19 protein-coding genes and 1 tRNA gene are annotated in these 18,953 nt (G+C 65.0%); 9 read left to right on the forward strand and 11 right to left on the reverse strand.

Features of this window, described 5'->3' with window-relative positions:
* Positions 1-84 precede the first annotated feature (84 nt).
* Entirely contained in the window at positions 85-1,467 is a 1,383-nt protein-coding gene (locus R8L07_07865; protein MDW3205449.1) for an NAD(P)/FAD-dependent oxidoreductase, read from the forward strand.
* 121 nt (positions 1,468-1,588) lie between these two features.
* Here the strand turns inward: R8L07_07865 and R8L07_07870 are convergent, their stop codons facing one another.
* The 4 genes from R8L07_07870 to ectA form a co-directional block, all read right to left on the reverse strand.
* Positions 1,589-3,067: an aspartate kinase gene (locus tag R8L07_07870; GenBank protein ID MDW3205450.1), complete on the reverse strand. Its 1,479-nt coding sequence runs from the start codon at positions 3,065-3,067 to the stop codon at positions 1,589-1,591.
* A gap of 48 nt (positions 3,068-3,115) precedes the next feature.
* The gene (locus tag R8L07_07875) at positions 3,116-3,505 is read right to left on the reverse strand and encodes an ectoine synthase (GenBank protein MDW3205451.1); all 390 of its coding nucleotides are present in this window, start codon (positions 3,503-3,505) and stop codon (positions 3,116-3,118) included.
* Positions 3,506-3,529: 24 nt separating this feature from the next.
* On the reverse strand, positions 3,530-4,807 hold the full coding sequence (gene ectB / locus R8L07_07880) for a diaminobutyrate--2-oxoglutarate transaminase (protein MDW3205452.1): 1,278 nt from the start codon (positions 4,805-4,807) through the stop codon (positions 3,530-3,532).
* Positions 4,808-4,903: 96 nt separating this feature from the next.
* Positions 4,904-5,455, reverse strand: coding sequence for a diaminobutyrate acetyltransferase (gene ectA / locus R8L07_07885; GenBank protein ID MDW3205453.1), 552 nt, complete (start codon positions 5,453-5,455; stop codon positions 4,904-4,906).
* A 272-nt stretch (positions 5,456-5,727) separates the two neighbouring features.
* Between ectA and R8L07_07890 the strand changes: the two genes are divergently transcribed.
* The gene (locus tag R8L07_07890; protein MDW3205454.1) at positions 5,728-6,213 is read left to right on the forward strand and encodes a MarR family transcriptional regulator; all 486 of its coding nucleotides are present in this window, start codon (positions 5,728-5,730) and stop codon (positions 6,211-6,213) included.
* A gap of 122 nt (positions 6,214-6,335) precedes the next feature.
* Here R8L07_07890 and gshB read toward each other — a convergent pair whose 3' ends face one another.
* The 4 genes from gshB to R8L07_07910 all read right to left on the reverse strand — a co-directional run bounded on the left by gshB (position 6,336) and on the right by R8L07_07910 (position 9,327).
* On the reverse strand, positions 6,336-7,277 hold the full coding sequence (gshB, locus tag R8L07_07895) for a glutathione synthase (GenBank protein MDW3205455.1): 942 nt from the start codon (positions 7,275-7,277) through the stop codon (positions 6,336-6,338).
* 53 nt (positions 7,278-7,330) lie between these two features.
* Positions 7,331-8,179: a transglutaminase-like domain-containing protein gene (locus tag R8L07_07900; GenBank protein ID MDW3205456.1), complete on the reverse strand. Its 849-nt coding sequence runs from the start codon at positions 8,177-8,179 to the stop codon at positions 7,331-7,333.
* A gap of 3 nt (positions 8,180-8,182) precedes the next feature.
* Entirely contained in the window at positions 8,183-8,818 is a 636-nt protein-coding gene (locus tag R8L07_07905; protein MDW3205457.1) for a BON domain-containing protein, read from the reverse strand.
* A 122-nt stretch (positions 8,819-8,940) separates the two neighbouring features.
* A complete protein-coding gene (locus R8L07_07910; protein MDW3205458.1) occupies positions 8,941-9,327 on the reverse strand; it encodes a YraN family protein in 387 nt (128 codons plus the stop codon).
* A gap of 235 nt (positions 9,328-9,562) precedes the next feature.
* Here R8L07_07910 and R8L07_07915 point away from each other — a divergent pair, with 235 nt between their 5' ends.
* Both R8L07_07915 and R8L07_07920 read left to right on the forward strand, forming a co-directional pair.
* The gene (locus R8L07_07915) at positions 9,563-11,071 is read left to right on the forward strand and encodes a penicillin-binding protein activator (GenBank protein MDW3205459.1); all 1,509 of its coding nucleotides are present in this window, start codon (positions 9,563-9,565) and stop codon (positions 11,069-11,071) included.
* Between the two features lie 77 nt (positions 11,072-11,148).
* Positions 11,149-11,225, forward strand: a tRNA-Arg gene (locus R8L07_07920).
* Between the two features lie 83 nt (positions 11,226-11,308).
* Here R8L07_07920 and R8L07_07925 read toward each other — a convergent pair.
* Positions 11,309-12,418 (reverse strand): pyridoxal phosphate-dependent aminotransferase, encoded by a 1,110-nt coding sequence (locus R8L07_07925; protein MDW3205460.1) that lies wholly within the window; start codon positions 12,416-12,418, stop codon positions 11,309-11,311.
* Positions 12,419-12,503: 85 nt separating this feature from the next.
* A complete protein-coding gene (locus tag R8L07_07930; protein ID MDW3205461.1) occupies positions 12,504-12,803 on the reverse strand; it encodes a hypothetical protein in 300 nt (99 codons plus the stop codon).
* 138 nt (positions 12,804-12,941) lie between these two features.
* On the opposite strand from R8L07_07930, the gene R8L07_07935 reads away from it, so the two are divergent.
* From R8L07_07935 to R8L07_07955, 5 genes are all read left to right on the forward strand, one after another.
* Positions 12,942-13,400 carry a hypothetical protein gene (locus R8L07_07935; GenBank protein ID MDW3205462.1) on the forward strand — a complete coding sequence of 153 codons (459 nt, stop codon included), beginning with the start codon at positions 12,942-12,944 and terminating at the stop codon, positions 13,398-13,400.
* 82 nt (positions 13,401-13,482) lie between these two features.
* Positions 13,483-14,436, forward strand: coding sequence for a lytic transglycosylase domain-containing protein (locus tag R8L07_07940; GenBank protein MDW3205463.1), 954 nt, complete (start codon positions 13,483-13,485; stop codon positions 14,434-14,436).
* A gap of 14 nt (positions 14,437-14,450) precedes the next feature.
* Positions 14,451-16,004, forward strand: coding sequence for a hypothetical protein (locus R8L07_07945; protein MDW3205464.1), 1,554 nt, complete (start codon positions 14,451-14,453; stop codon positions 16,002-16,004).
* Entirely contained in the window at positions 16,001-16,549 is a 549-nt protein-coding gene (locus R8L07_07950; protein MDW3205465.1) for a hypothetical protein, read from the forward strand. Before R8L07_07945 ends, R8L07_07950 begins: the two co-directional genes overlap by 4 nt.
* A gap of 49 nt (positions 16,550-16,598) precedes the next feature.
* A complete protein-coding gene (locus tag R8L07_07955) occupies positions 16,599-17,732 on the forward strand; it encodes a hypothetical protein (GenBank protein ID MDW3205466.1) in 1,134 nt (377 codons plus the stop codon).
* 237 nt (positions 17,733-17,969) lie between these two features.
* On the opposite strand, the gene R8L07_07960 is transcribed toward R8L07_07955, so the two are convergent.
* The gene (locus tag R8L07_07960; GenBank protein MDW3205467.1) at positions 17,970-18,941 is read right to left on the reverse strand and encodes a quinone oxidoreductase; all 972 of its coding nucleotides are present in this window, start codon (positions 18,939-18,941) and stop codon (positions 17,970-17,972) included.
* Between the last annotated feature and the right edge of the window lie 12 nt (positions 18,942-18,953).

The following is an 18,953-nucleotide window of genomic DNA, read 5'->3' on the forward strand; positions in this document are numbered from 1 at the left end:
ATGCAATGCAATGGATGTTTCGCTTTGGCCGCGGCGGTTTCCGGCCTAGTCTGGCGCATTGATACACGCAAGGGGGAATGGGACATGGCGCAACAGCGATACGATCGCCGGTTTTTTCTGAAGGCGGCGCTGTTCGCGTCGGGGGCGTTGGCAGCGACACCCATGGGCCGGGCAAGGGCCCAGACGCTGGCCGGCAAGACGGTCATCGTCGTCGGGGCCGGCGTCGCCGGGCTCGGCGCCGCGCGGGCGCTGAAGAACCAGGGCGCGACGGTGATCGTGCTGGAAGCGAAGGACAAGATCGGGGGCCGGTTGTCCACCGACTGGGCGCTGGGAGACGACGCACCGTTCGAAGTCGGTGCCGGCTGGATCCACGGCCCGTCCGACGAAAACCCGGCGAAACAGCTGACCGACGCCGTAGGCAGCACGTATTTCGTCACCGATGACGACAACCTGACGGTTTTCTCGGCCGACGGCACCGAATGGGACGACGAAGAGGTCGAGGAAGTAGCCGAGGAGTGGGCCGAAGCGATTTGGAAGGTCGACAGCGAGTTGGAATACAATGATCGCCGCAGCCTGCGCGACGCGATCCGAGACCTCTACCCGTCCGCGCTGAACGAGCCCGGGGTGCTCTGGGCGCTCTCCGCCTTCACCGAATTCTCGAAAGGCGCGCCGATCGAAGATCTGTCCGCCGTCTACCACGACGATGACGAGGTTTATGACGGGGCCGACGTCGTGGTCGCGAACGGATACGATTCTCTGCTGGCGCCCTTGGCCGAGGGGCTGGATATCCGCACCGGCACGCCGGTCGAATGGATCTGGTACGACGAAGGTGAAGGCGTCGAGGTCGGTTTCGGGGATGAGAAGATCGAAGGCGACTACGTGATCTGCAGCGTCCCGCTCGGCGTTCTGAAGAAGGGCGCCATCGAATTCGAACCGGCGCTGCCCAGCGACGTACAAAGCGATATCGACGGGCTGGGCTTCGGTTCCGTCACCAAGCTGGCCCTTAAGTTCGAACGGCCTTTCTGGGATATCGAGACCCAGTATTTCGGCATCATCACGGAAGAGAAAGGGCGCTGGAACTACTGGCTGAACTACCGGACCTTCAGTAAGGAGAACGTCCTGCTGGGCCTCAGCGTCGGGGCCTATGCGCCGGTCGCCGACGCGATGACCGACGAACAGATGAAAGCGGACGGGCTGGAGGTGCTGCGCGGCGTCTGGGGCGATGCGGTGGCCGAGCCGACCCAGATGCTCGCCACCCATTGGTCCCTGGACCCGTATGCCCTGGGCGCCTACGCCTATCCCCGTCCCGGCGGCCGGCCGAGCCAGTTCAACGATCTGCAGGACCCGATCGAGGACCGGCTCTTCCTCTGCGGCGAGCACACCACCTTCGAATATGCCGGCACCATTCACGGCGCCTATATGAGCGGCCTGCGCGCGGCAGAAGCGGTGATCGACGAGGCGGGTTGAGGTCCAACCGGCACGTTGGCCCGCGAGGTTCCTGCTTTCGCAGGAACTCGGTCAGTGAGGCGGCACGATACAGGGCGTGCTCCTGCGAAAGCAGGAGACTTGTTGACCCTTCATCCGCCGGTCACGCCGCCGCCTTCTCCTCGCGGCCGGTCTGAGCCTCCACCAGGCCCTCATGCAGGGCCTGGATCGTCGCGTCATGGTCCGACTGGTCGACGATGACCTGCAGGTCGACCTTGCGCATCATGTCGTTGAAGCCGATCGGCTCGATCCCCGCCTTTTCCAGGGCGGAGAGGGCACGCAGCGCGAGGCCGGGCACCTTGAGATCGCGGCCGATGGCGGTGACCAGCGACACGGTTCGGGTCGACAGGCGTGCGGTCGGGAATTCGGCCGCCAGATCCCGTTCCACGCGACGCAGCGCCTTGGGCGAAGCGGCCAGGAAATGGGTGATCGTGTTGGCGTTCGAACTCTTGGCGACGATATAGACCTTGTGCCGCTTCAGGCTGTTCAGGATGGCGGCGTCATAGCCCTTCACCCCGACCATGTCCGGCTCATAGAACTCGAAGGCATAAACCGTCTTGCGGCCGGCGACGATTTCCACGCCGGGATCGGTCTTCGGATGGTCGTCACGAATGACGGCACCCGGGTCGTCCGGCTCGAACGTGTTCTTCACACGCAGCGGAATGCCGTTCTGACGAAGCCCTTTCGCGGCGCTGGGATGGATCGCCTCCATGCCGATATTGGACAACTGGTCCGCCACGTCATAGCTGGTCTCACGGATGGCCCGCACCTTGTCCTGACCGACCAGTTTCGGATCCGCCGAGGACAGGTGAAATTCCTTGTGGATTACGGCTTCCTTGGCCCGCGTCCGCACGGCGATGCGCGACATGGTGACCTCGGTATAGCCGCGGTCATAGGATCGGACGAGGGATTCCGCGCAGCGGCAATAGCCGGTCACGATGGGCAGTTCGCGGCTGACATCGACGGTGTCGAACGCTTCGTCGATGGCTTCGTCGAAACCGGGAAGTTCGTCCTCGCGGCGCCAGCCGGTCAGGTCGACGAACCGGGCCTGAACCCCGTTCTCGCGCAGCAGCAGGGCCGTATTGTGGGCGGAATGGGCCTCGCCCAGTGACGCCAGCATCTCGCGCACCGTCATCAGGTGATCGCGCAGCTGGAAATGCCCGGAAGCGCAGAGCCGCTGCAGATCGATCAGGCAGTCCCGCACCCCGTCGACCCGTTCTTTGACGAAGGAATCGGCCAGCCGGCGCGCCGGCGATGTCCCGAAGATCTCTTCATTGATCTCCAGCATCTTGCCCCGGGCCGCGCCCAGGGAATCGCCCCAGGCCCAATCGCTGTCGCTGTCCGCATAGAGCGCATAGACGCCGGACTCCCCGGTCTTCTTGTGCTCCAGCAGCGCGTCCGTGATGCCGGAATAGGCCGAAACGACGACGATCCGGTTGTAGAGCGCGTCGCCTTTCCGGTTGCCGATCAGCACGTTGGACATGACCGCATCGGTCTGCCGGATGGAGGTTCCGCCCAGCTTTTCCACAGTGTGGTTGCCGGGCCGACGTTCGGGCTGATTGTCCTGGTCGCGATTGGGCATGGGATTTTCCATCGTGTTAACGGTTACTTTGGGGGCCGTCGGTCGGGCTCACGCCGCGTCGGCGGGCGCGTAGGATCCGTCTTCGCGGTGCACTTCCGTGCCGGTCACCGGCGGGTTGAAGCAGCAGGCCAGGACCAGTTCGGTCTCGGCACGCAGCGTGTGGCGGTCGTGCTTGTCCAGCGCATACATCACACCGGGCTCGATCCGGTGCACTTCGCCGGTCGCCAGATCTTCGATGGAGCCGGTGCCGGAAACGCAGTACACGCTTTCAAAGTGATGCTTGTACTCGAAGGTATGTTCGCTATCGCCTTCGATGGTCGTGATATGGAAGCTGAACCCCATATTGTCGTCGGCCAGCAGCAGACGGACGCTTTCCCAACGCTGGTCGGCGATGCGTCGGTCGGACGCGCGGGCTTCATGCAGATTGCGGACGATCATCTGTGTAATCCTTTCGATATCGTATTATTCGGCGGCCGCCGGAATTTCGCGACCCATGACGGTCTGTACCGCCTCGGCCAGGGTGTTCAGGCCCACCTCGAACTGATCCATGGGGATGGTCAGCGGCGCCAGGATCTTCACCACCTCGTCATGGGCGCCCGACGTTTCGATGATCAGGCCGTTCTCGAAGCAGTGCTTGCAGATCGCCGACGCCCGATCACCGGTCTCGACGTCGATGCCGCGGAACATGCCGCGCCCGCGCAGGCCCCAGCCAAAGGGCTCGGCGATGGCGGTCAGGCGGCTTTCCAGCAGGTCGCCCTTCTGGCGCACCGACTGCGCGAAGCTGTCGTCCTTCCAGAACTTCTCCAGCGCCACCCGGGCGGTGACGAAGGCGTGGTTGTTGCCGCGGAAGGTGCCGTTATGCTCCGCCGGCTGCCAGATGTCGTGTTCCGGCTTCAACAGGGTCATGGCGAAGGGAAGACCCATCCCCGACAGCGATTTGGCCATGGTGATGATGTCCGGCTCGATCCCGAACTCCTCGAAAGAGAAGAAGGTGCCGGTTCGGCCGCAGCCTGCCTGAATGTCATCGACAATCAGGAGGGCGCCGTGATCGCGGGCGATGCGCTCGATCTTGCGCATCCATTCCGCGGATGCCGCGTTCAGGCCACCCTCGCCCTGGACCGGCTCGACCAGAATGGCGGCCGGCGCATCAATGCCGCCGGACGGGTCCGCCAGCATCTTGGCCAGGATTTCGGACGTGTCGACATCCGGGCCCAGATAGCCGTCAAAGGGCAGGCGAGTCACACCGTTCAGCGGCGCGCCGTTGCCGCCGCGGTGATAGCCGTTGCCGGTCGCGGCCAGCGCCCCGGCGGTCACGCCGTGGAAGCCGTTGGTGAAGGCGATGACATTGGTCCGGCCGGTGACCTTGCGAGCCAGTTTCAGCGCGGCCTCGACGGCATTGGCGCCGGTCGGGCCGGTGAATTGCAGCCGGTAATCCATGTCGCGCGGCTTCAGGATGATGTCGCGGAAGGCCTCCAGGAAGGCACGCTTGGCGTCGGTATGCATGTCCAGACCATGGGTCACGCCGTCGGCAGTGATATAGTCCACCAGCGCGGCCTTCATGTCCGGGTCGTTATGGCCGTAGTTCAGGGAGGAACAGCCGGCCAGGAAATCGATATAGTCGCGGCCGTCATCCGTCGTCAGCGTCGCGTTGGCCGCGCGCTCGAACAGGACCGGGAAGGCACGGCAATAGCTGCGCACTTCGGATTCGACGGTTTCAAACGCGGTGAGACGGGACGTCATGTCACTTCTCCATATTGATCAATAGATGCGTCGCGACGCGGCGCGCCCGGCTCTTCCGGGCACGCATCGCGGCGACGAATGGGTTAACAGGGGGTGTTAAGCGGCGATGCGCACCACTTTTCGGGTCAGCGGGCCGATCTGGACCAGATGTTCGGTCGCCGCCTCGCCGTCGAAATGACGGTCTTCCTCAAAATGCGGATCGCGCTCGAGGTCGGCCTCATATTCCTTCGCGATTGACCCGAACAGCGCCCAGGACGCCTTGTTGTCACTGGTAATCGTGCTGTTCACATGGCGGATATCGCGATTCCACGGACGTTCCAGCGTCCAGCGGATCAGGCGCTTTGCCACGCCGCGACCGCGCATGTCGGGATGAACCGCGACCTGCCACACGAACAGCGTGTCCGTAGCGTTCGGCGGGCGATATCCGGACATCCAGCCGACAATCTTGTCGTCATCCAGCGCCAGCGCGCAGGTATCGGCGAAGTGCGAGCACTGCAGCAGATTGCAGTACATCGAGTTGTCGTCGAGCTTGTTGATATCCTGAATCAGGTTCCAGACCTCGGATCCGTCGTCCATCGTCGGCTTGCGAAAGACGAGGCCGTCGGCCTCAACGTCCTGATTTCCATCAATTATGCCATCGCGAGGCATAGTTTCCTCCAAAGAGTTCACGCTTTAATTTGATGCATAAAGTAATAAGATTTCGCGTGAGCGCAACCCTATCGCGACAGAAAGACCCGAAAAAATTGATCTTTTACAGTGCATTGGCAGAAAACTCCCGTCCATCTCACCCCCGAACGCCGCACGAAACCGGGGGTTCTTCGAATTTATGCTTCGTTCGATAAACTAATTATCTTTTTGTGAATCCGGCGGCGCGGGCTAGATTTGGTCCGGTCAGGGCAACTTCCCAAACCGGAGGCCGAATGGATCCAAAGGCACGCCACGCCGTCACCGTTTTGCGACAGATTCTGCGCGCAACGGAGGCTTACGACCGGATCGTGACCCGCGATACCGGGCTGACTTCATCGCAGCTGCTGCTGGTTCAGATTCTGGATGATATCGGCGAGGCGTCGGCGGGCATGCTGGCCACCCGTATGGGGGTGTCTCAGGCCACGATCACCAGCCTTCTGCACAAGCTGGAAAAAAAGGGGCTGATCGCCCGCAAGCGCGGTGATACCGACCGAAGACAGGTCTGGCTGTCGCTGACGGAGGCGGGCCATACCACCCTGGCCCAGGCACCCGAAGGTTTGCAGACGAAGTTCGGCACACGGTTTTCCTCGCTCCCGGACTGGGAGCAATCCATGCTGATCGCCGGGTTGGAGCGGGTCGCGTCATTGCTGGACGCCGAAAATATTGACGCCTCCGCCGTGCTCACCATCGGCGAACTGGGCGGCGAACAGCCGGGATAGGGTTCCTGACCCGGAAACGATCAAGCCAGGCGCCCGCCTGCGCAGGAACGCAGGAAGGGCTGAGCTGTGCGCCTGTGAAAGCGGGAGCCTCCGAGACTCCCGGGCCCGTTTCGCCTCTGGCCCTAAAGCCGCGCCTCGATCGCATCCCAGACCAGCCCGGCCAGGTTGACGCCGTCGTAGCGGTCGATTTCCTGGATCCCGGTCGGGGAGGTGACATTGATTTCCGTCAGCTTGTCGCCGATCACATCAATGCCGACGAAGATCAGACCGCGTTCCTTCAACATCGGCCCGATGGCCTCGCAGATCCTGTGTTCCGCCGGTGTGATCCCGGATTTGTCCGGGCGCCCTCCGACATGCATGTTGGAGCGGGCCTCCCCCTCGGCCGGCACGCGGTTGATGGCGCCGACCGCCTTGCCGTCGACCAGGATGATGCGCTTGTCGCCCTGACGCACCTCCGGCATGTAGCGCTGAACCATCACCGGCTCGCGGCTCTGCATCTCGAACATTTCCATCAGCGAATTCAGATTGCTGTCCTCCGGTCGCAGATGGAACACACCGGCCCCGCCATTGCCGTAGAGCGGTTTGACGATGATGTCGCCAAACTCCTTGCGGAAGGCCCGGATGGCGGCACGGTCCCGGGTGATCATCGTCTCGGGCATCAATTCCGGAAAATGCGTGACCAGCAGTTTTTCCGGCGCGTTCCGGACATGGGCCGGATCATTCACCACCAGCGTTTCGGGATGCACATGCTCCAGAATATGGGTTGCGGTGATATAGCCCATGTCGAAAGGCGGATCCTGGCGCATCAGGATGACATCGACATCGCTGCGCAGATCCAGAACGCGCGCGTCACCGAAGGTGAAATGGTTGCCCTTTTCCCGACGCAGTTCCATCGGATGCGCGGTGGCCGTCACCCGCCCCCGATCATAGGTGAGCGCCATCGGCAGATAGTGGAACAGGCTGTGCCCGCGCGCCTGCGCCTCCAGTCCCAATGCGAAACTGGAATCCCCGTTGATGTCGATCGGACCCACAGGGTCCATCTGGATCGCAACGCGCAGGCTCATTTGGTCATTCCCTTCCCGAAACAATCACCGGTACAGGCCGGATGACTGGCGAATCAATTCAGTTTTCCGCGCAATTCCCCGACCAGGGCTTCGACCTCCCGGCGCGGTTCGCTGCGCGTTTCCTTGGCAATATAGGTTTCGAAGGCATCGATCGCGGTGCGCGTCTTGCCGATATGGGCGTTCATCAGCCCGGCCTCGCGCCACAGGGCGACCCGGTCCGGCGCCAGCAGCAGCATGGAATCGACGACGTTCAGGGCCTCTTCCACCCGACGGGCCTGAATCAGGCGCAGCTTGATGTTGTTCTGCAGCCGAAGAAGCACATCGCGATCGGGAATGGCTTCGTAATGGACCGCCTCCAGCTCCGCCGCCGCGCCGGTGGTCGCCTTCAGCAACGCCCGCAGTGCCGGGGCTTCCAGCGCCACGCCGTCATGGAACGGATCCACGATCAGCCGCTCGCCCGACGCATCGAGCCGCAGCAGAAAATGACCGGGAAAATCGAGGCCATGCATGTCCCAACCGCGCGAGCGGGCGAGGTGCAGCATCAGGATGCCCAGCGCGACCGGCAGGCCTTTGCGCCGGTCGATCACCCGGATCATGTTGGCGTTCTGCAGGTCGTCATAGGTCTCGGCGTCCCCGGCATAGCCGTGCAGGCCGAACAGCACGTGATTCAGGGCGGCGAGACGCGACGCGGCATCGTCTGCGTCGCCAGCTATTTCGGCCAGATCCTGCTCCATGCGGGCGATATGATCGCGATAGCCGGACAGGCGCTCTGTCGGCGCATCGAATGCGGCCAGCGCCAGAGCGCCGTCGAGAATATCGAGCGTGGACCCGCCGGCTTCGGCCAGTCGGCGCAGGGTATCCTCCGCCCAGGCCTCGCCGGTCATGTCGACGTCATCCGCCACGGTCTATTCCTGCACCTTCACTTCGGCCAGCCGCTTGAGCAGCGCAACCCGCTCGGGCGAATCCTTGATCAGCACGTAGGAGACGACCCGCCGGACCCGCTCGATGGTTCGGGCATGGGCGATGACCCGGTCGAGCTCGGCCTGGTTCTGGGCGATTCCCATCAGGTAAAGCGTGCCGCCGGTGGCGTCGGAAATGTAGTTCACCGCTGCAACATCCCGATCGAGGGTCAGGGCGAGATCCAGCGCGCTTTCGATCTTCAGGTCGTAGCCGGTATTGATCACCCCGACATCGGCGCCGATCAGCAACTCGTTGATCACCTCTACCACGCCTTCCGTCTGCCAGGTCGCCTCGACCACGCGAACCCGGTCTTCGGCATTTGGCACAACGCCGGTCAGCAGAACGCGCCCTTCGACCACCGTCACATCGACCCGCTGGAAGGTCTCGAAATCCGCGTCGATCACCTTTTTCTGGATCGACAGTTCCGTGCTCTTGTCGGTCAGGGCCTGCTCGAAACCTCTTTCCTGCATGGCGGTCGATCCCGCCATGGCCGCGCCGCCGATCGCCACCCCAACCGGCGTGCAGGCAGCGTTCAGGGCGACAAGGCCCAGCAATGAAAAGGCGGTCAGCAGTCGGGTCATTCTGGATCCTCTGAGAAGACGCGGGCCGGGCGGTCGGCCCACAGTGGGAAACATCGCTCAGAAGGTAGGATGCGTCGCGGTTCGCCGCAATGGCCTGCGCCGGATCCGATCGGTTTCCGCTGTCAGGCTGGCGGGCGCCAGGCATCCGGCAGATGGCGCGGCCGCCCGCCGGGTGCCAGTGCGACCAGATCGAACCGAAGGTCCAGCCCGTCCGCCTCCCGACGATGGCGCAGCCACCATTGCGCGGCGCGCTCTATCCGCCGGCATTGCGCGGGGGTCAGCGCATTCAGGGCAGCCCCCATGTCGCCCCGCGCCTTGACTTCGATGAAGCACAGAATGCGGCCGCGACGGGCAATCAGATCGATTTCGCCCATCGGGGTCTTCGCGCGCCGTGCGAGGATCCGGTAGCCTTTCAGCCGCAGCCACCAGACCGCCATCGCCTCTGCGCCGCGCCCGCGTTTTTCCGCGGCCTGCCTGGCGGACCGGTCGTTGCCTGCCTGCCGCCAGATCCTCACGGGGCAATCCGCCGGGCAGGCCCGTTCCTGCCGATTACCGCTTCGGAACCGGATCGCCCAGAAAAAGTCAAAATCCGGCCATGGCGAATGCCGGAAATCAGGGTAAGTAGGTGCTGTTGCGCGAATCCGGGTCTATGCGGCCCGAATGGCGCGCCGATCAGTTTACTTGCCCGGATGCGACTCCTATCTTGTCGAGGCGCAGCCAGCGCGTGTCGGGAGCCTGTTGACCATGTCGCCTTTGCCATCGGCCGAAATTGCCCTTTCCTCTCGAAATCTCGCGCCGCGCGCCGGCACGCTGGTTGCCGTCTGCTCGGCACTTATCCTGAGCGCCTGTGTCGGCGGCGGTCAATCGCCGACCGTAACACTGCCGCCCAGCAGCACGACCCCGCAACCCGGCGCGGTCGGACAGAGCGGTGACGCGCCGGAAGGGGCGCCGGGCAGCGATACCGCTCTGACCCATCAGGGCGCGGGAGCTTTGGCCTTGGGCGATTCCGGACTGCTGGAACCGCCGCCGGATGCGGTTCGCGCCGTCGAGGGCATTCCGGTCGCGGTGCTGGTCCCGCTTTCAGGGCGCCTCGCCGGACCGGGCAATGCGCTGCTGGAAGGAGCGCAAATGGCCCTGTTCGATGTCCGAAATCCTGAGGTCCGTCTGGTACCAATCGATACCGGCGGCAACCCGCTGGGCGCCGAGCAGGCCGCACGGGAAGCCGTTCAGCGGGGTGCCAAGCTGATTGTCGGTCCGTTGCTGGCGGAATCCGTGACCGCCGTTCGGCCGATTGCGGAAGCCGCGGGCATCAAGGTCGTCGGCTTTTCCAATTCCAGTCGCGTCGCCGGCGGGCCGGTCTTCCTGGCGGGTTTCGCACCGGAGGAGCAGGTCGAGGCCATCGTCGCCCATGCCATGGCCGAAGGGCGCCGGAAATTCGCGGTCCTGGCCCCGTCCAACGATTACGGAAACGTCTCTGTCGATGCCTTGCGCGACGCCGTGACGCGGCGTGGGGGAGAGTTCGCGAGGGTCGCGTTCTACGAGCCGGACGCCCTGGATTTCGCGACCCAGATTCAGCGTATTTCGGACTATCAGGACCGGGTGCAGGCCCTGGCGAAACAGCGGGCCGAGCTGGAGGCAATCGGCGACGAGGCGTCCAAGCGGGCGCTGAAACGGCTCGAAATCCTGGAAACCTGGGGTGACCCGCCCTTCGACGCATTGCTGCTGCCGGTGCTGAACCCGCAGACCCTGCAGATCCTGTCGGCGCAGCTGGCCTATTACGATGTCGACCAGCCCGCGGTCCGCATCCTGGGTTTGCAGCGCTGGGACAGCTTCCCCGGCCTCGCGTCCGAACCCGGCCTGGTCGGCAGCCGCTATCCCGCCGCGCGGTCCAGCTTCCGGAACCGGTTCGACCAGCGTTTCGCGCAGTTGTACGGCCATCCTGCGTCCGAACTGTCGGCCCTGGCCTATGACGTGACCGCCGTCGCAGCCTCCCTGGCCGGGGATGGTCGTCGCCCGCCGAAATACGACGTCGCGACCTTGACCAATCCCGACGGCTTCATCGGCGCCCAGGGCCTGTTCCGCTTCACCGCCGACGGGCTGGCCCAGCGCAGCTTCGCCATCATGGAGGTCCGCCAGTCCGGCATCGAGATGATCCAGGAAGCGCCGGCCAGTTTCGACCTGCCGCCCCAGCCGACCGCGGACCAGCCGACTGCAGACCAGCCCGGCGGCCCGCCGCCCGTACCAAGTTCGTGATGAAAACCCGGTGCGGCAGGGCCTGAAATTGCGTCTGGCCTTCCCGCTTCGAATTGTCTATAAGCCGGTCCCGGTAAGCGCCTGTAGCTCAGCTGGATAGAGTGTCGCCCTCCGAAGGCGAAGGTCACAGGTTCGAATCCTGTCAGGCGCGCCATTTCCCCGAACATTCCCGCCGATTCCCGGTCCCCAACAATGGCGGCCGTGCTTTCCGACGTCGCGGCCGGTTCGGATCCGGGCTCAGCCCAGCGTCTTCAGCACCGCCTCAAGGCGTTCCGCGAAGATTGCGCGGTCCCGTTCCGTGCCGACGGTGACCCGGATGCAGCGGTCCATTGGGGCCACGCCCGGCATGCGCACGAAGACGCCGGCGGCGTCCAGGGCCCTCAGGACCGCCCGGGCATGGTCCCCGTCGCGACCCATATCGATGGTGACGAAGTTCGTTGCCGACGGCAGGGCCTTGAGGCCAAGCCGCGCGGCCGTTTCGGCATAATCGGCGCGGCCGCGCGCAACCTCCGCGACGACACCGTCGACGAATTCTGGGTCGTGCAGGGAGGCGAGGGCAGCGGCCTGGGCCACGCGGGTCATCTCGAAATGGTTCCGGACCTTGTTCAGCCCGGTGATCAGGTCCTTGTGCGCGATGGTATAGCCGACCCGCAGGCCCGCCATGCCATGGGCCTTGGAGAAGGTGCGCATCCGCATGACCCGCGGGTTCGACGCGTCAATCGGCGGCGCGGTTCCGTCAGGGGCGAACTCGATATAGGCCTCGTCCAGCACCAGAACCGCGCCGTCGGGCACGCCGTCGATCAGGCGCTGCATCGCGTCGGCACCGTACCAGCTGCCCATCGGATTGTCCGGATTCGCGAAATAGCCCAGCGGCGCACGGGTCTCGCGCATTTTCGCCAGCACCGCGTCGGGGTCTTCCGCGTCGTCGCGATAGGGGACGGTCTGCAGCGATGCCCCGAACCCCGCAACATGATAGTTGAATGTCGGATAGGCCCCGGCCGAGGTGACAACCGGCGCCCCCGGCCCGGCCAACATGCGAACCGTGTTGCCCAGAATGCCGTCGATGCCCGCGCCGACCAGCACCTCCTCCGGCTCGACACCATGCTTCTCGGCCAGCGCATTGCGCAGTTCGAAGCTCTGCGCGTCCCCGTACCAGGCGCTGCGCGGCGCTTCGTCGATCAGGGCCTGCAGCGCCCGGGGCGACATGCCGAAGGCGCTTTCATTGGCACCGATCCGGGCATCGAACGCCGTTCCGCGCTGCCGTTCCAGGGTCTCCGGCCCGATAAAGGGAACGGCGGCCGGCAGAGAGGCGACAAGATCGGTGAAGGGGATTCGGGTATCCGCCATGACAAACCTTCGGTGATGTTGGGACCGCGTCGGAACCGCGGAGAGTATCGTCCGCTGTCCGGAATGCAAATCCTGTCCGCGCCGTTCAGCCGTCGGCCGCGTTGGGGAACAGGGTCAGCTGCAGCAGGTTGAGCTGCTGATCGTCCAGGCTGCGGGTCTCGTCCTCGTAATAGGCTTCCAGATATTCCATGAATTCCTGGTTCAGGAAGGCGTCGACACTGAGACCGGCCCCATTGGCATCGCGGCGCACGAACGGCGCCAGATGCGGCGGCAGGGCAAGCAGGAAGGATTCCGGCAAAGGTACCACCTTTGCCCGGGGATGACTGGACAGGGTGACGACCTTGTCGTCCGGGGTCCGGTCCCCGCCGTCGTCGTTCTGATCCATGATCGTGCCCTCCGGTAACCTGCGCGAGCGAGTCCTATACCATGATTTGCGCAGAGCGGAAAAAAACCGAAAACGCCTCCGGTCGCCCCATAGCCTTCGCCACCGACAGCCCCTGGACCGTGACGAAGGAAACCCGCCATGCCGCATTCCAGCGCCCGCCATGTAACCGGGGCGGACACCGCCATGACCGAGATCGCCCTGGCGCTGGCCATGGCATTTTTCGCGATTCTGGTCCTCGCCCTTGTTTCCATGGGCGCGGGCCAACAGGCCGAGTCGGCCCCTGAAGCCCGGCAGGACATTCTGGCCGCGACCCTGGTCCCGCCCGGGAAAGACGCCGCCGCGACCGTCCTTGAAAGCCGGGATGTGCTGATCGTCTATCATGACGGCCGCTTCCTGGACCGTGATCTGACGCCCCTGGACGACGCCGCCCTGACGGCGCTGTCAGCCATCCGGGCTGACGCCGGCCGGGTGGTCCTGGCCGTCCCGCCCGACCTGCCGCTGGGTGAAACCATGGCCGCGCGGGGCCGGGTCGGCCGTCCCGATCTGCTGGTCACGGTCCTGAACGCAGACTGGATCGCCCGCTTGCAAGCCCCCTGACCGGTTTCCGGGCCTGACCCTGCCATAGACCCGATTGTAGGGCTGACGCCCGACCCGGCTTTCATCGAAGAGGAGGCGGCCGATGCGCCGAGTTCATCAATCTTATCCGTGCGCCCTGAAACTCTGCCCGCGGATCGTCAGCACCCCGGCTTCCGCCTTGCCGCGGCTTTTCCGGCACCTAACGGCGATCGCGGCGATCGTGCTGGCCTGTGGTGCCGGCGCCGCCTTCGCGGCCGTCGCGCCGCCCGCCGACTCGCCCCGGGCCGCGGTACAGAAAATCCTGGTCGAGGAGGCGCTGATCGACGGCACGGTGCCGCCGACCCTGGCGCTGGCGGTGGCGCGGGTCGAATCGAATTTCGACGCCGCAGCCGTCAGCCATGCCGGGGCGCGCGGACTCATGCAGATCATGCCGGCCACGGCACTGGGAGAGTTCGGCGTCGCGCCGGACCGGCTGTATGATGCCCGGCTCAACGCACGACTGGGCGTCGCCTTTCTGCGCAAGCTCTACATCGCCTATGGACGGCGCTGGGATCTGGCCCTGTCGCATTACAATGGCGGCAGCCTGACCCGGACCGCCGGACAGTGGCGACCCCATTCCTATACCCAGGGATATGTTCAGAAGGTGATGCGCTACTGGAACGCCTATCAGCGCGCCAGGTGGGTCACGGTTCTGGTCGCCGAGACCCGGCAGGCCGAAACCCGGCTTGCGGCCGATGCGCCGCATGCATCGCCCGGCGTGCAGGCCCGCCTGGCGGCGGATTATGCTTACCTGGAGGATCCTCGGATCGAACATGACTGGCGGGACTATCTGCGCATTGCGGATCGTTGGCTGAAGCCGGAGGCACAGACCGCCGCCGACCCCGCAGCGCCGGTCGACTTCTCGGCAGCGGTCGCGGCCGATCCGGACTGGCATTATCCGTTCCAGACCGGGGCCGCCCCGATCCTGCCGGCCGCCAACGGCCTGAAAGGCGCGGAACGATTTCTGAATTCAAGCCGCTACTGGTCAATGCCGACCCCCGGCGCGCGCTTCAACTGACCGGAGGCGGCGCCATGGGAACGATCGGCTTTTTCGTGACACCCGGCGACGGCGCTGGCTACTCTGCCGGCGGAAACCGTGTCGTGCCGAGCCGGATGTCGAGGGAGAATCAGACCGTGTTGAGCGCCGCCCACAGGGTGATCACCGCCGGGCAGAGCCCCGCCCTGCGCGATCTGTTCCGATCCCTGGTGGAGATCGAGGGCGCCAACGGCCCGAAATTCTCCCGCAAGGCGCTGCACGTCCTGGCCCAGGCCATCGCCTGCCGTTCCTATGAGCGGATGGCGCTGGAAACCGTCCATCTGGTCCGCGCCGCGGCCCTGACCGCCGGCCGCTTCGGGTTCGAGGGGGTCTTCTGGGGCATGGATCAGGCCACCGCCAGCGCCTTTCGGGGTCATTTCGCAGGCAGAACGGAGATGCCCGGACGGCTTGCAGGCATCGATGGCGGCGTCGAGCTGCGCTATCCCGACGGACATTTTGCCATCCGATATGGCCGGATGCCTGTTCTTTCGGCCTTCCTTGAATTCACCGTCGCAGCGATCGGGTTCACGGCACTTTCCGACATTCTGGACGGCGTTGATGGGCCGAACCGCAATGTTTCGGCCCAGTCGAAAGCCGCCAACGCCCTGTCCCGCGCACTTTACGATTTTCTGGGCGATCATCTGCCCAGCGTTCAGACGCAGCGCAAGTTCCGCAGTCTGATCGCCTTCCTGGAACGCGATCTGGGCCGGGATTTCCGTCCGGATGCCATCGACGACGGCACCGTGCTGGATTTCTGGCGCGACGCCAGCACCGGCGAAGGTGGGGAAGGGGGCGACTTTCGCGCCTACCGGACCGTTGTGCTGGCCTTTCTGAGGTTAGTCGAATTGCTGGAAGACGGCGACGCCCTGGCCCGGTTCGAACATATGCACGCGATCGGGCCCGATCGTGAGGCGGGGGAGGTCGACCCCGGGGAGGACGCCTATCTGGCAATTGCCGAATGGGCGCCCGACAACCCCCTGGCGGCCTTTGTGGAACCGCCTGTGGATGCCGTGAAGTTCCTCAACAAGCGGGAAACTGACACCCTGACCCTGCCGGCGGAGGAGGGCGATCGCCTTCTGCGGCTGCCCCTGTCCTATCTGCGAGCGGAGACGTTCGGTACCGGGCAGCACCGGCTGATCCAGGCCCTGCGGCGCAAGGCCGGTCGGACGGAGATCCGGGACATTGCCCGGGACGCGGCGACGGAAAGCTACGCGCAACGGATCGACCTTCTGCGCAAGATCGACCTGCATCTGGAGAAGGTCGCCCTGGCCTCTCTGCATGTTCTGGGAACCGGGCAGGACGAGACTGCGCGGCGCGCGCGCAAGGCCTTCGAGGCCCTGTCCCGGCAGGGGTTCGACGCAAGCCGGACCGGCGACCCTGACATTCAGGCCGCCTTCAGCACCGCGGCAGGGCCCCTGGCCGATCTGCGCGCCCGGCTTCGGGACCTGCTGACCCGTCTTGAAGGCGGGCCGGACTGGGCAAAGGCCTATGCGGCCGACCGCGACGTCTTCGCCGACCAGTTCCTCATACTTTACGGAGACGCAGCATGACCGGCGCATCCTGGAGTTCCCGCAGCGCGCCCGAAAAGGCGCGGATCGAAACCGCCTTTGCCGCATTGCACGCCGCGGATGGCTGGCTGGATCCGGCGGGGGCGGGACCTGCGCAAGTGGCCGCGATGCCGGCGCTTTTTCGTGCCGCGACGGACCCCGCCGCGCCGATCCCGGCAACGCTGGTCGGAAGATTGGCTACCGATCCTGGCTTGCGGGCCGATTTCGACCGGCTCGTCGACCGGGTGGCAGCCTGCCGGATCGGCCGCGCCGCCGCGGCCAGCAGCGGGCGCCTCGACCGGCGTGAGGCTGGAGGCTATGTCCTGCGCATAAAGCCCTCTCGGGCGGATGCGAGTCAGGTATATCTGCTGATCGATTGTCCGTCGGAAGGGCCGGTACCGCAGGCCCTGCTGATCCGGGATGGGGATACGATCCTGAAACGGGCGTTGAATGCACCGCAGGACGGAACGATCCGTTTGGTGCTGGAAAGCACCGACCCGCTGGTCGCGGCCATCGGGGACCCGGCGACGGAGATCGACCTGGTGTAACGTCTCCCGGTGCAGGGAGGGGGCACCGGCACGAGACAAAGAGGCGCTGATGGGGGTTCGCGTTTTCATTGCGACAACGGAAGGACCGGCGATGATCCAGCGGATCGCCGCCGAGGATTCCGACATTCCCCCGGTCGTCTGCCTGAACGGAACCACGGAAACCCTGCCGATCAGCGAGGCCTATGGGCGGTTTGTCCGTCGCGGCACGGGCATGGTCGCGAAACTGACCGGGCACGATTCCTACCGGATCGATCTGGACCGGCCCGTGGATGGCGGCAGTTCCTGGCAGCTGGGCATTTTACTGGCGCATCTGCTGCAGGCGGAGGGTCGTCTGGCCGGGCCGGAGGAGACGGCCGAGGTAAACGTCTTCGCCACCGGCGAAGTCGACCGCGATCTCTTCCTGCGGCCGGTCGGGCATATCGAGCGCAAGCTGCTGGCCAGCGACGGCCCCCGACAGCAGGTCCTTGATGCCGGATCGACATGCCTGTTCCTTGTTCCCGCCGATGACGCGGTGAACCAGCCTGCGGTCACGCCCGTTGCCACACTGGCCGAAGCGGCAAAGCTGATCGATCTGACGCTGCCGGCCGACGCGCCTGGCGTACTGTCGGTTCCGGCCCCGCCCGAAGCATCGAAGGGGCGAGGGCATGTCGGTCGCGTGGTGGCGGCCGGTTTCGTGCTGGTCCTGCTGACGGCGGCAGCCGGTCTTTACTGGCAGCGGGACCGGATCGTGGCCGGGATCGATTCCGAGCCGGCAAACCCGGCATCCCAGGCAGCAACAGAACCGTTGCCCGCCAACAAGGCGCCGGAGAAAATTCAGGTTACGGTGCAGCCCCTGTCGGCGCCGGAGGGTTTCACCTGCCGCAGCCTGCGCTTCGCCCAACTCTCGCTGGTCGAGGGCTCAGCCTCTCCGCTGACGGCGGGGCAGGCCCTCGCGGGTTCGGACCCGGAGATCTGCCGGCTTCGTTACGGAGTTGCACCGGGCGGACAGGAGATGCGGGAGTTTCAGGCTGTCTGGCGCGCCGGCGCGCGCGAAGAGACCGTCCAGGGATCCGCGACCCCCACGTCGCCGCTGGTTCTCGAAGTCGACGTGATCCGGGGACAGCCTGAAGCCATGGAACTGGAGGTGCGGTCGGGGGCTGACACGGGCACCTCTCGAATCTGGCGTCACAGCCTCGTGCCGTAAGCCATTGGCCGGGGAGTCATCTGCGGTAATGAACCACGATTGCAGTCAGAATCTGCACATCACCCCCCAGATATGGGGTGCACGATACGCTTGATGCCCAATTTGCCTGGGGCAACTCCGGGATTCCGCACGATGCCTAACAAGCGAGTCGCCAGACCCAACCGAACCGGTGCGCAGGAAACACAGATTCGGTCGGATCAGGCGTATCGGAGTAGGGGCAGCGGGCTTTCTGGAGCCTCAGACGACCAGAAGCGTCGATCCGGTGGTCTTGCGGGCTTCCAGATCCTTGTGTGCCTGCACCACATCGGCCAGGGCGTAGCGCTGATTGATCTCGATCTTCAGACCCTTGGCATAGGCATCGAACAGGGCGGTCGCGGATTCGACCAGATCCTCGCGGCTGGCGGTGTAGGTCATCAGCGTCGGGCGGGTCATGAACAGCGACCCCTTTGCCGACAAGGTGGCCAGGTTAAAGTTCTCGATCGGGCCGGAGGCATTGCCGAAGCTGACAAACATCCCGCGCGGACGCAGCGAATCCAGGGAGCCGGCGACGGTTGCCGCGCCGACCCCGTCATAGACGACGGGGACACCGGCACCGTCGGTGATTTCCCGCACCCGCTGGGCGACGTCCTCTTCGCCATACAGAATGACGTGGTCGCAGCCATGTGCCTTGGCCAGCTCCGCCTTTTCCTTCGATCCGGCCGTGCCGATGACGGTTGCGCCGATCTGCTTCAGCCATTGGCAGGCGATCAGACCGACCCCGCCGGCGGCGGCCTGAAACAGGACCGTGTCGCCTGGCTGCACCGGATAGGTCCGGCGGATCAGATATTCGACGGTCATGCCTTGAAGCATCATTCCGGCGGCGGCCTCGTTGCTGATCGTGTCGGGCAGCTTGATCAGGCGATGCCACGGCATCAGGCGCTCGGTGGCATAGGCGCCGACCGGCGGCGCGGCATAGGCAACGCGGTCGCCGACTGCAAATTCCGTGACCCCATCGCCGACGGCATCGATGACGCCGGCAGCCTCAAGGCCGATGGCACTGGGCAGTTCCAGCGGATAGAGACCGGTGCGGTGATAGACATCGATATAATTCAGCCCGCAGAAATCCTGCTTGATGCGGACTTCGCCCGGACCGGGATCACCGACCTGCACGTCTTCATAGACCATGTTCTCCGGCCCGCCGGCCGTGTGGATTCGAACTGCCTTCGCCATGTGCCCTGCTCC

This window comes from Alphaproteobacteria bacterium (genome assembly GCA_033344895.1).
Classification (GTDB): domain Bacteria; phylum Pseudomonadota; class Alphaproteobacteria; order UBA8366; family Aestuariispiraceae; genus Pacificispira.

Bases quoted from the DNA above. Each gene is read 5' to 3' on its own strand.
- R8L07_07865 (MDW3205449.1), top strand. From the start codon at position 85: ATGGCGCAACAGCGATACGATCGCCGGTTTTTTCTGAAGGCGGCGCTG.
- R8L07_07870 (MDW3205450.1), bottom strand. From the start codon at position 3,067: ATGCCCAATCGCGACCAGGACAATCAGCCCGAACGTCGGCCCGGCAAC.
- R8L07_07875 (MDW3205451.1), bottom strand. From the start codon at position 3,505: ATGATCGTCCGCAATCTGCATGAAGCCCGCGCGTCCGACCGACGCATC.
- ectB (MDW3205452.1), bottom strand. From the start codon at position 4,807: ATGACGTCCCGTCTCACCGCGTTTGAAACCGTCGAATCCGAAGTGCGC.
- ectA (MDW3205453.1), bottom strand. From the start codon at position 5,455: ATGCCTCGCGATGGCATAATTGATGGAAATCAGGACGTTGAGGCCGAC.
- R8L07_07890 (MDW3205454.1), top strand. From the start codon at position 5,728: ATGGATCCAAAGGCACGCCACGCCGTCACCGTTTTGCGACAGATTCTG.
- gshB (MDW3205455.1), bottom strand. From the start codon at position 7,277: ATGAGCCTGCGCGTTGCGATCCAGATGGACCCTGTGGGTCCGATCGAC.
- R8L07_07905 (MDW3205457.1), bottom strand. From the start codon at position 8,818: ATGACCCGACTGCTGACCGCCTTTTCATTGCTGGGCCTTGTCGCCCTG.
- R8L07_07915 (MDW3205459.1), top strand. From the start codon at position 9,563: ATGTCGCCTTTGCCATCGGCCGAAATTGCCCTTTCCTCTCGAAATCTC.
- R8L07_07925 (MDW3205460.1), bottom strand. From the start codon at position 12,418: ATGGCGGATACCCGAATCCCCTTCACCGATCTTGTCGCCTCTCTGCCG.
- R8L07_07930 (MDW3205461.1), bottom strand. From the start codon at position 12,803: ATGGATCAGAACGACGACGGCGGGGACCGGACCCCGGACGACAAGGTC.
- R8L07_07935 (MDW3205462.1), top strand. From the start codon at position 12,942: ATGCCGCATTCCAGCGCCCGCCATGTAACCGGGGCGGACACCGCCATG.
- R8L07_07940 (MDW3205463.1), top strand. From the start codon at position 13,483: ATGCGCCGAGTTCATCAATCTTATCCGTGCGCCCTGAAACTCTGCCCG.
- R8L07_07945 (MDW3205464.1), top strand. From the start codon at position 14,451: ATGGGAACGATCGGCTTTTTCGTGACACCCGGCGACGGCGCTGGCTAC.
- R8L07_07950 (MDW3205465.1), top strand. From the start codon at position 16,001: ATGACCGGCGCATCCTGGAGTTCCCGCAGCGCGCCCGAAAAGGCGCGG.
- R8L07_07955 (MDW3205466.1), top strand. From the start codon at position 16,599: ATGGGGGTTCGCGTTTTCATTGCGACAACGGAAGGACCGGCGATGATC.
- R8L07_07960 (MDW3205467.1), bottom strand. From the start codon at position 18,941: ATGGCGAAGGCAGTTCGAATCCACACGGCCGGCGGGCCGGAGAACATG.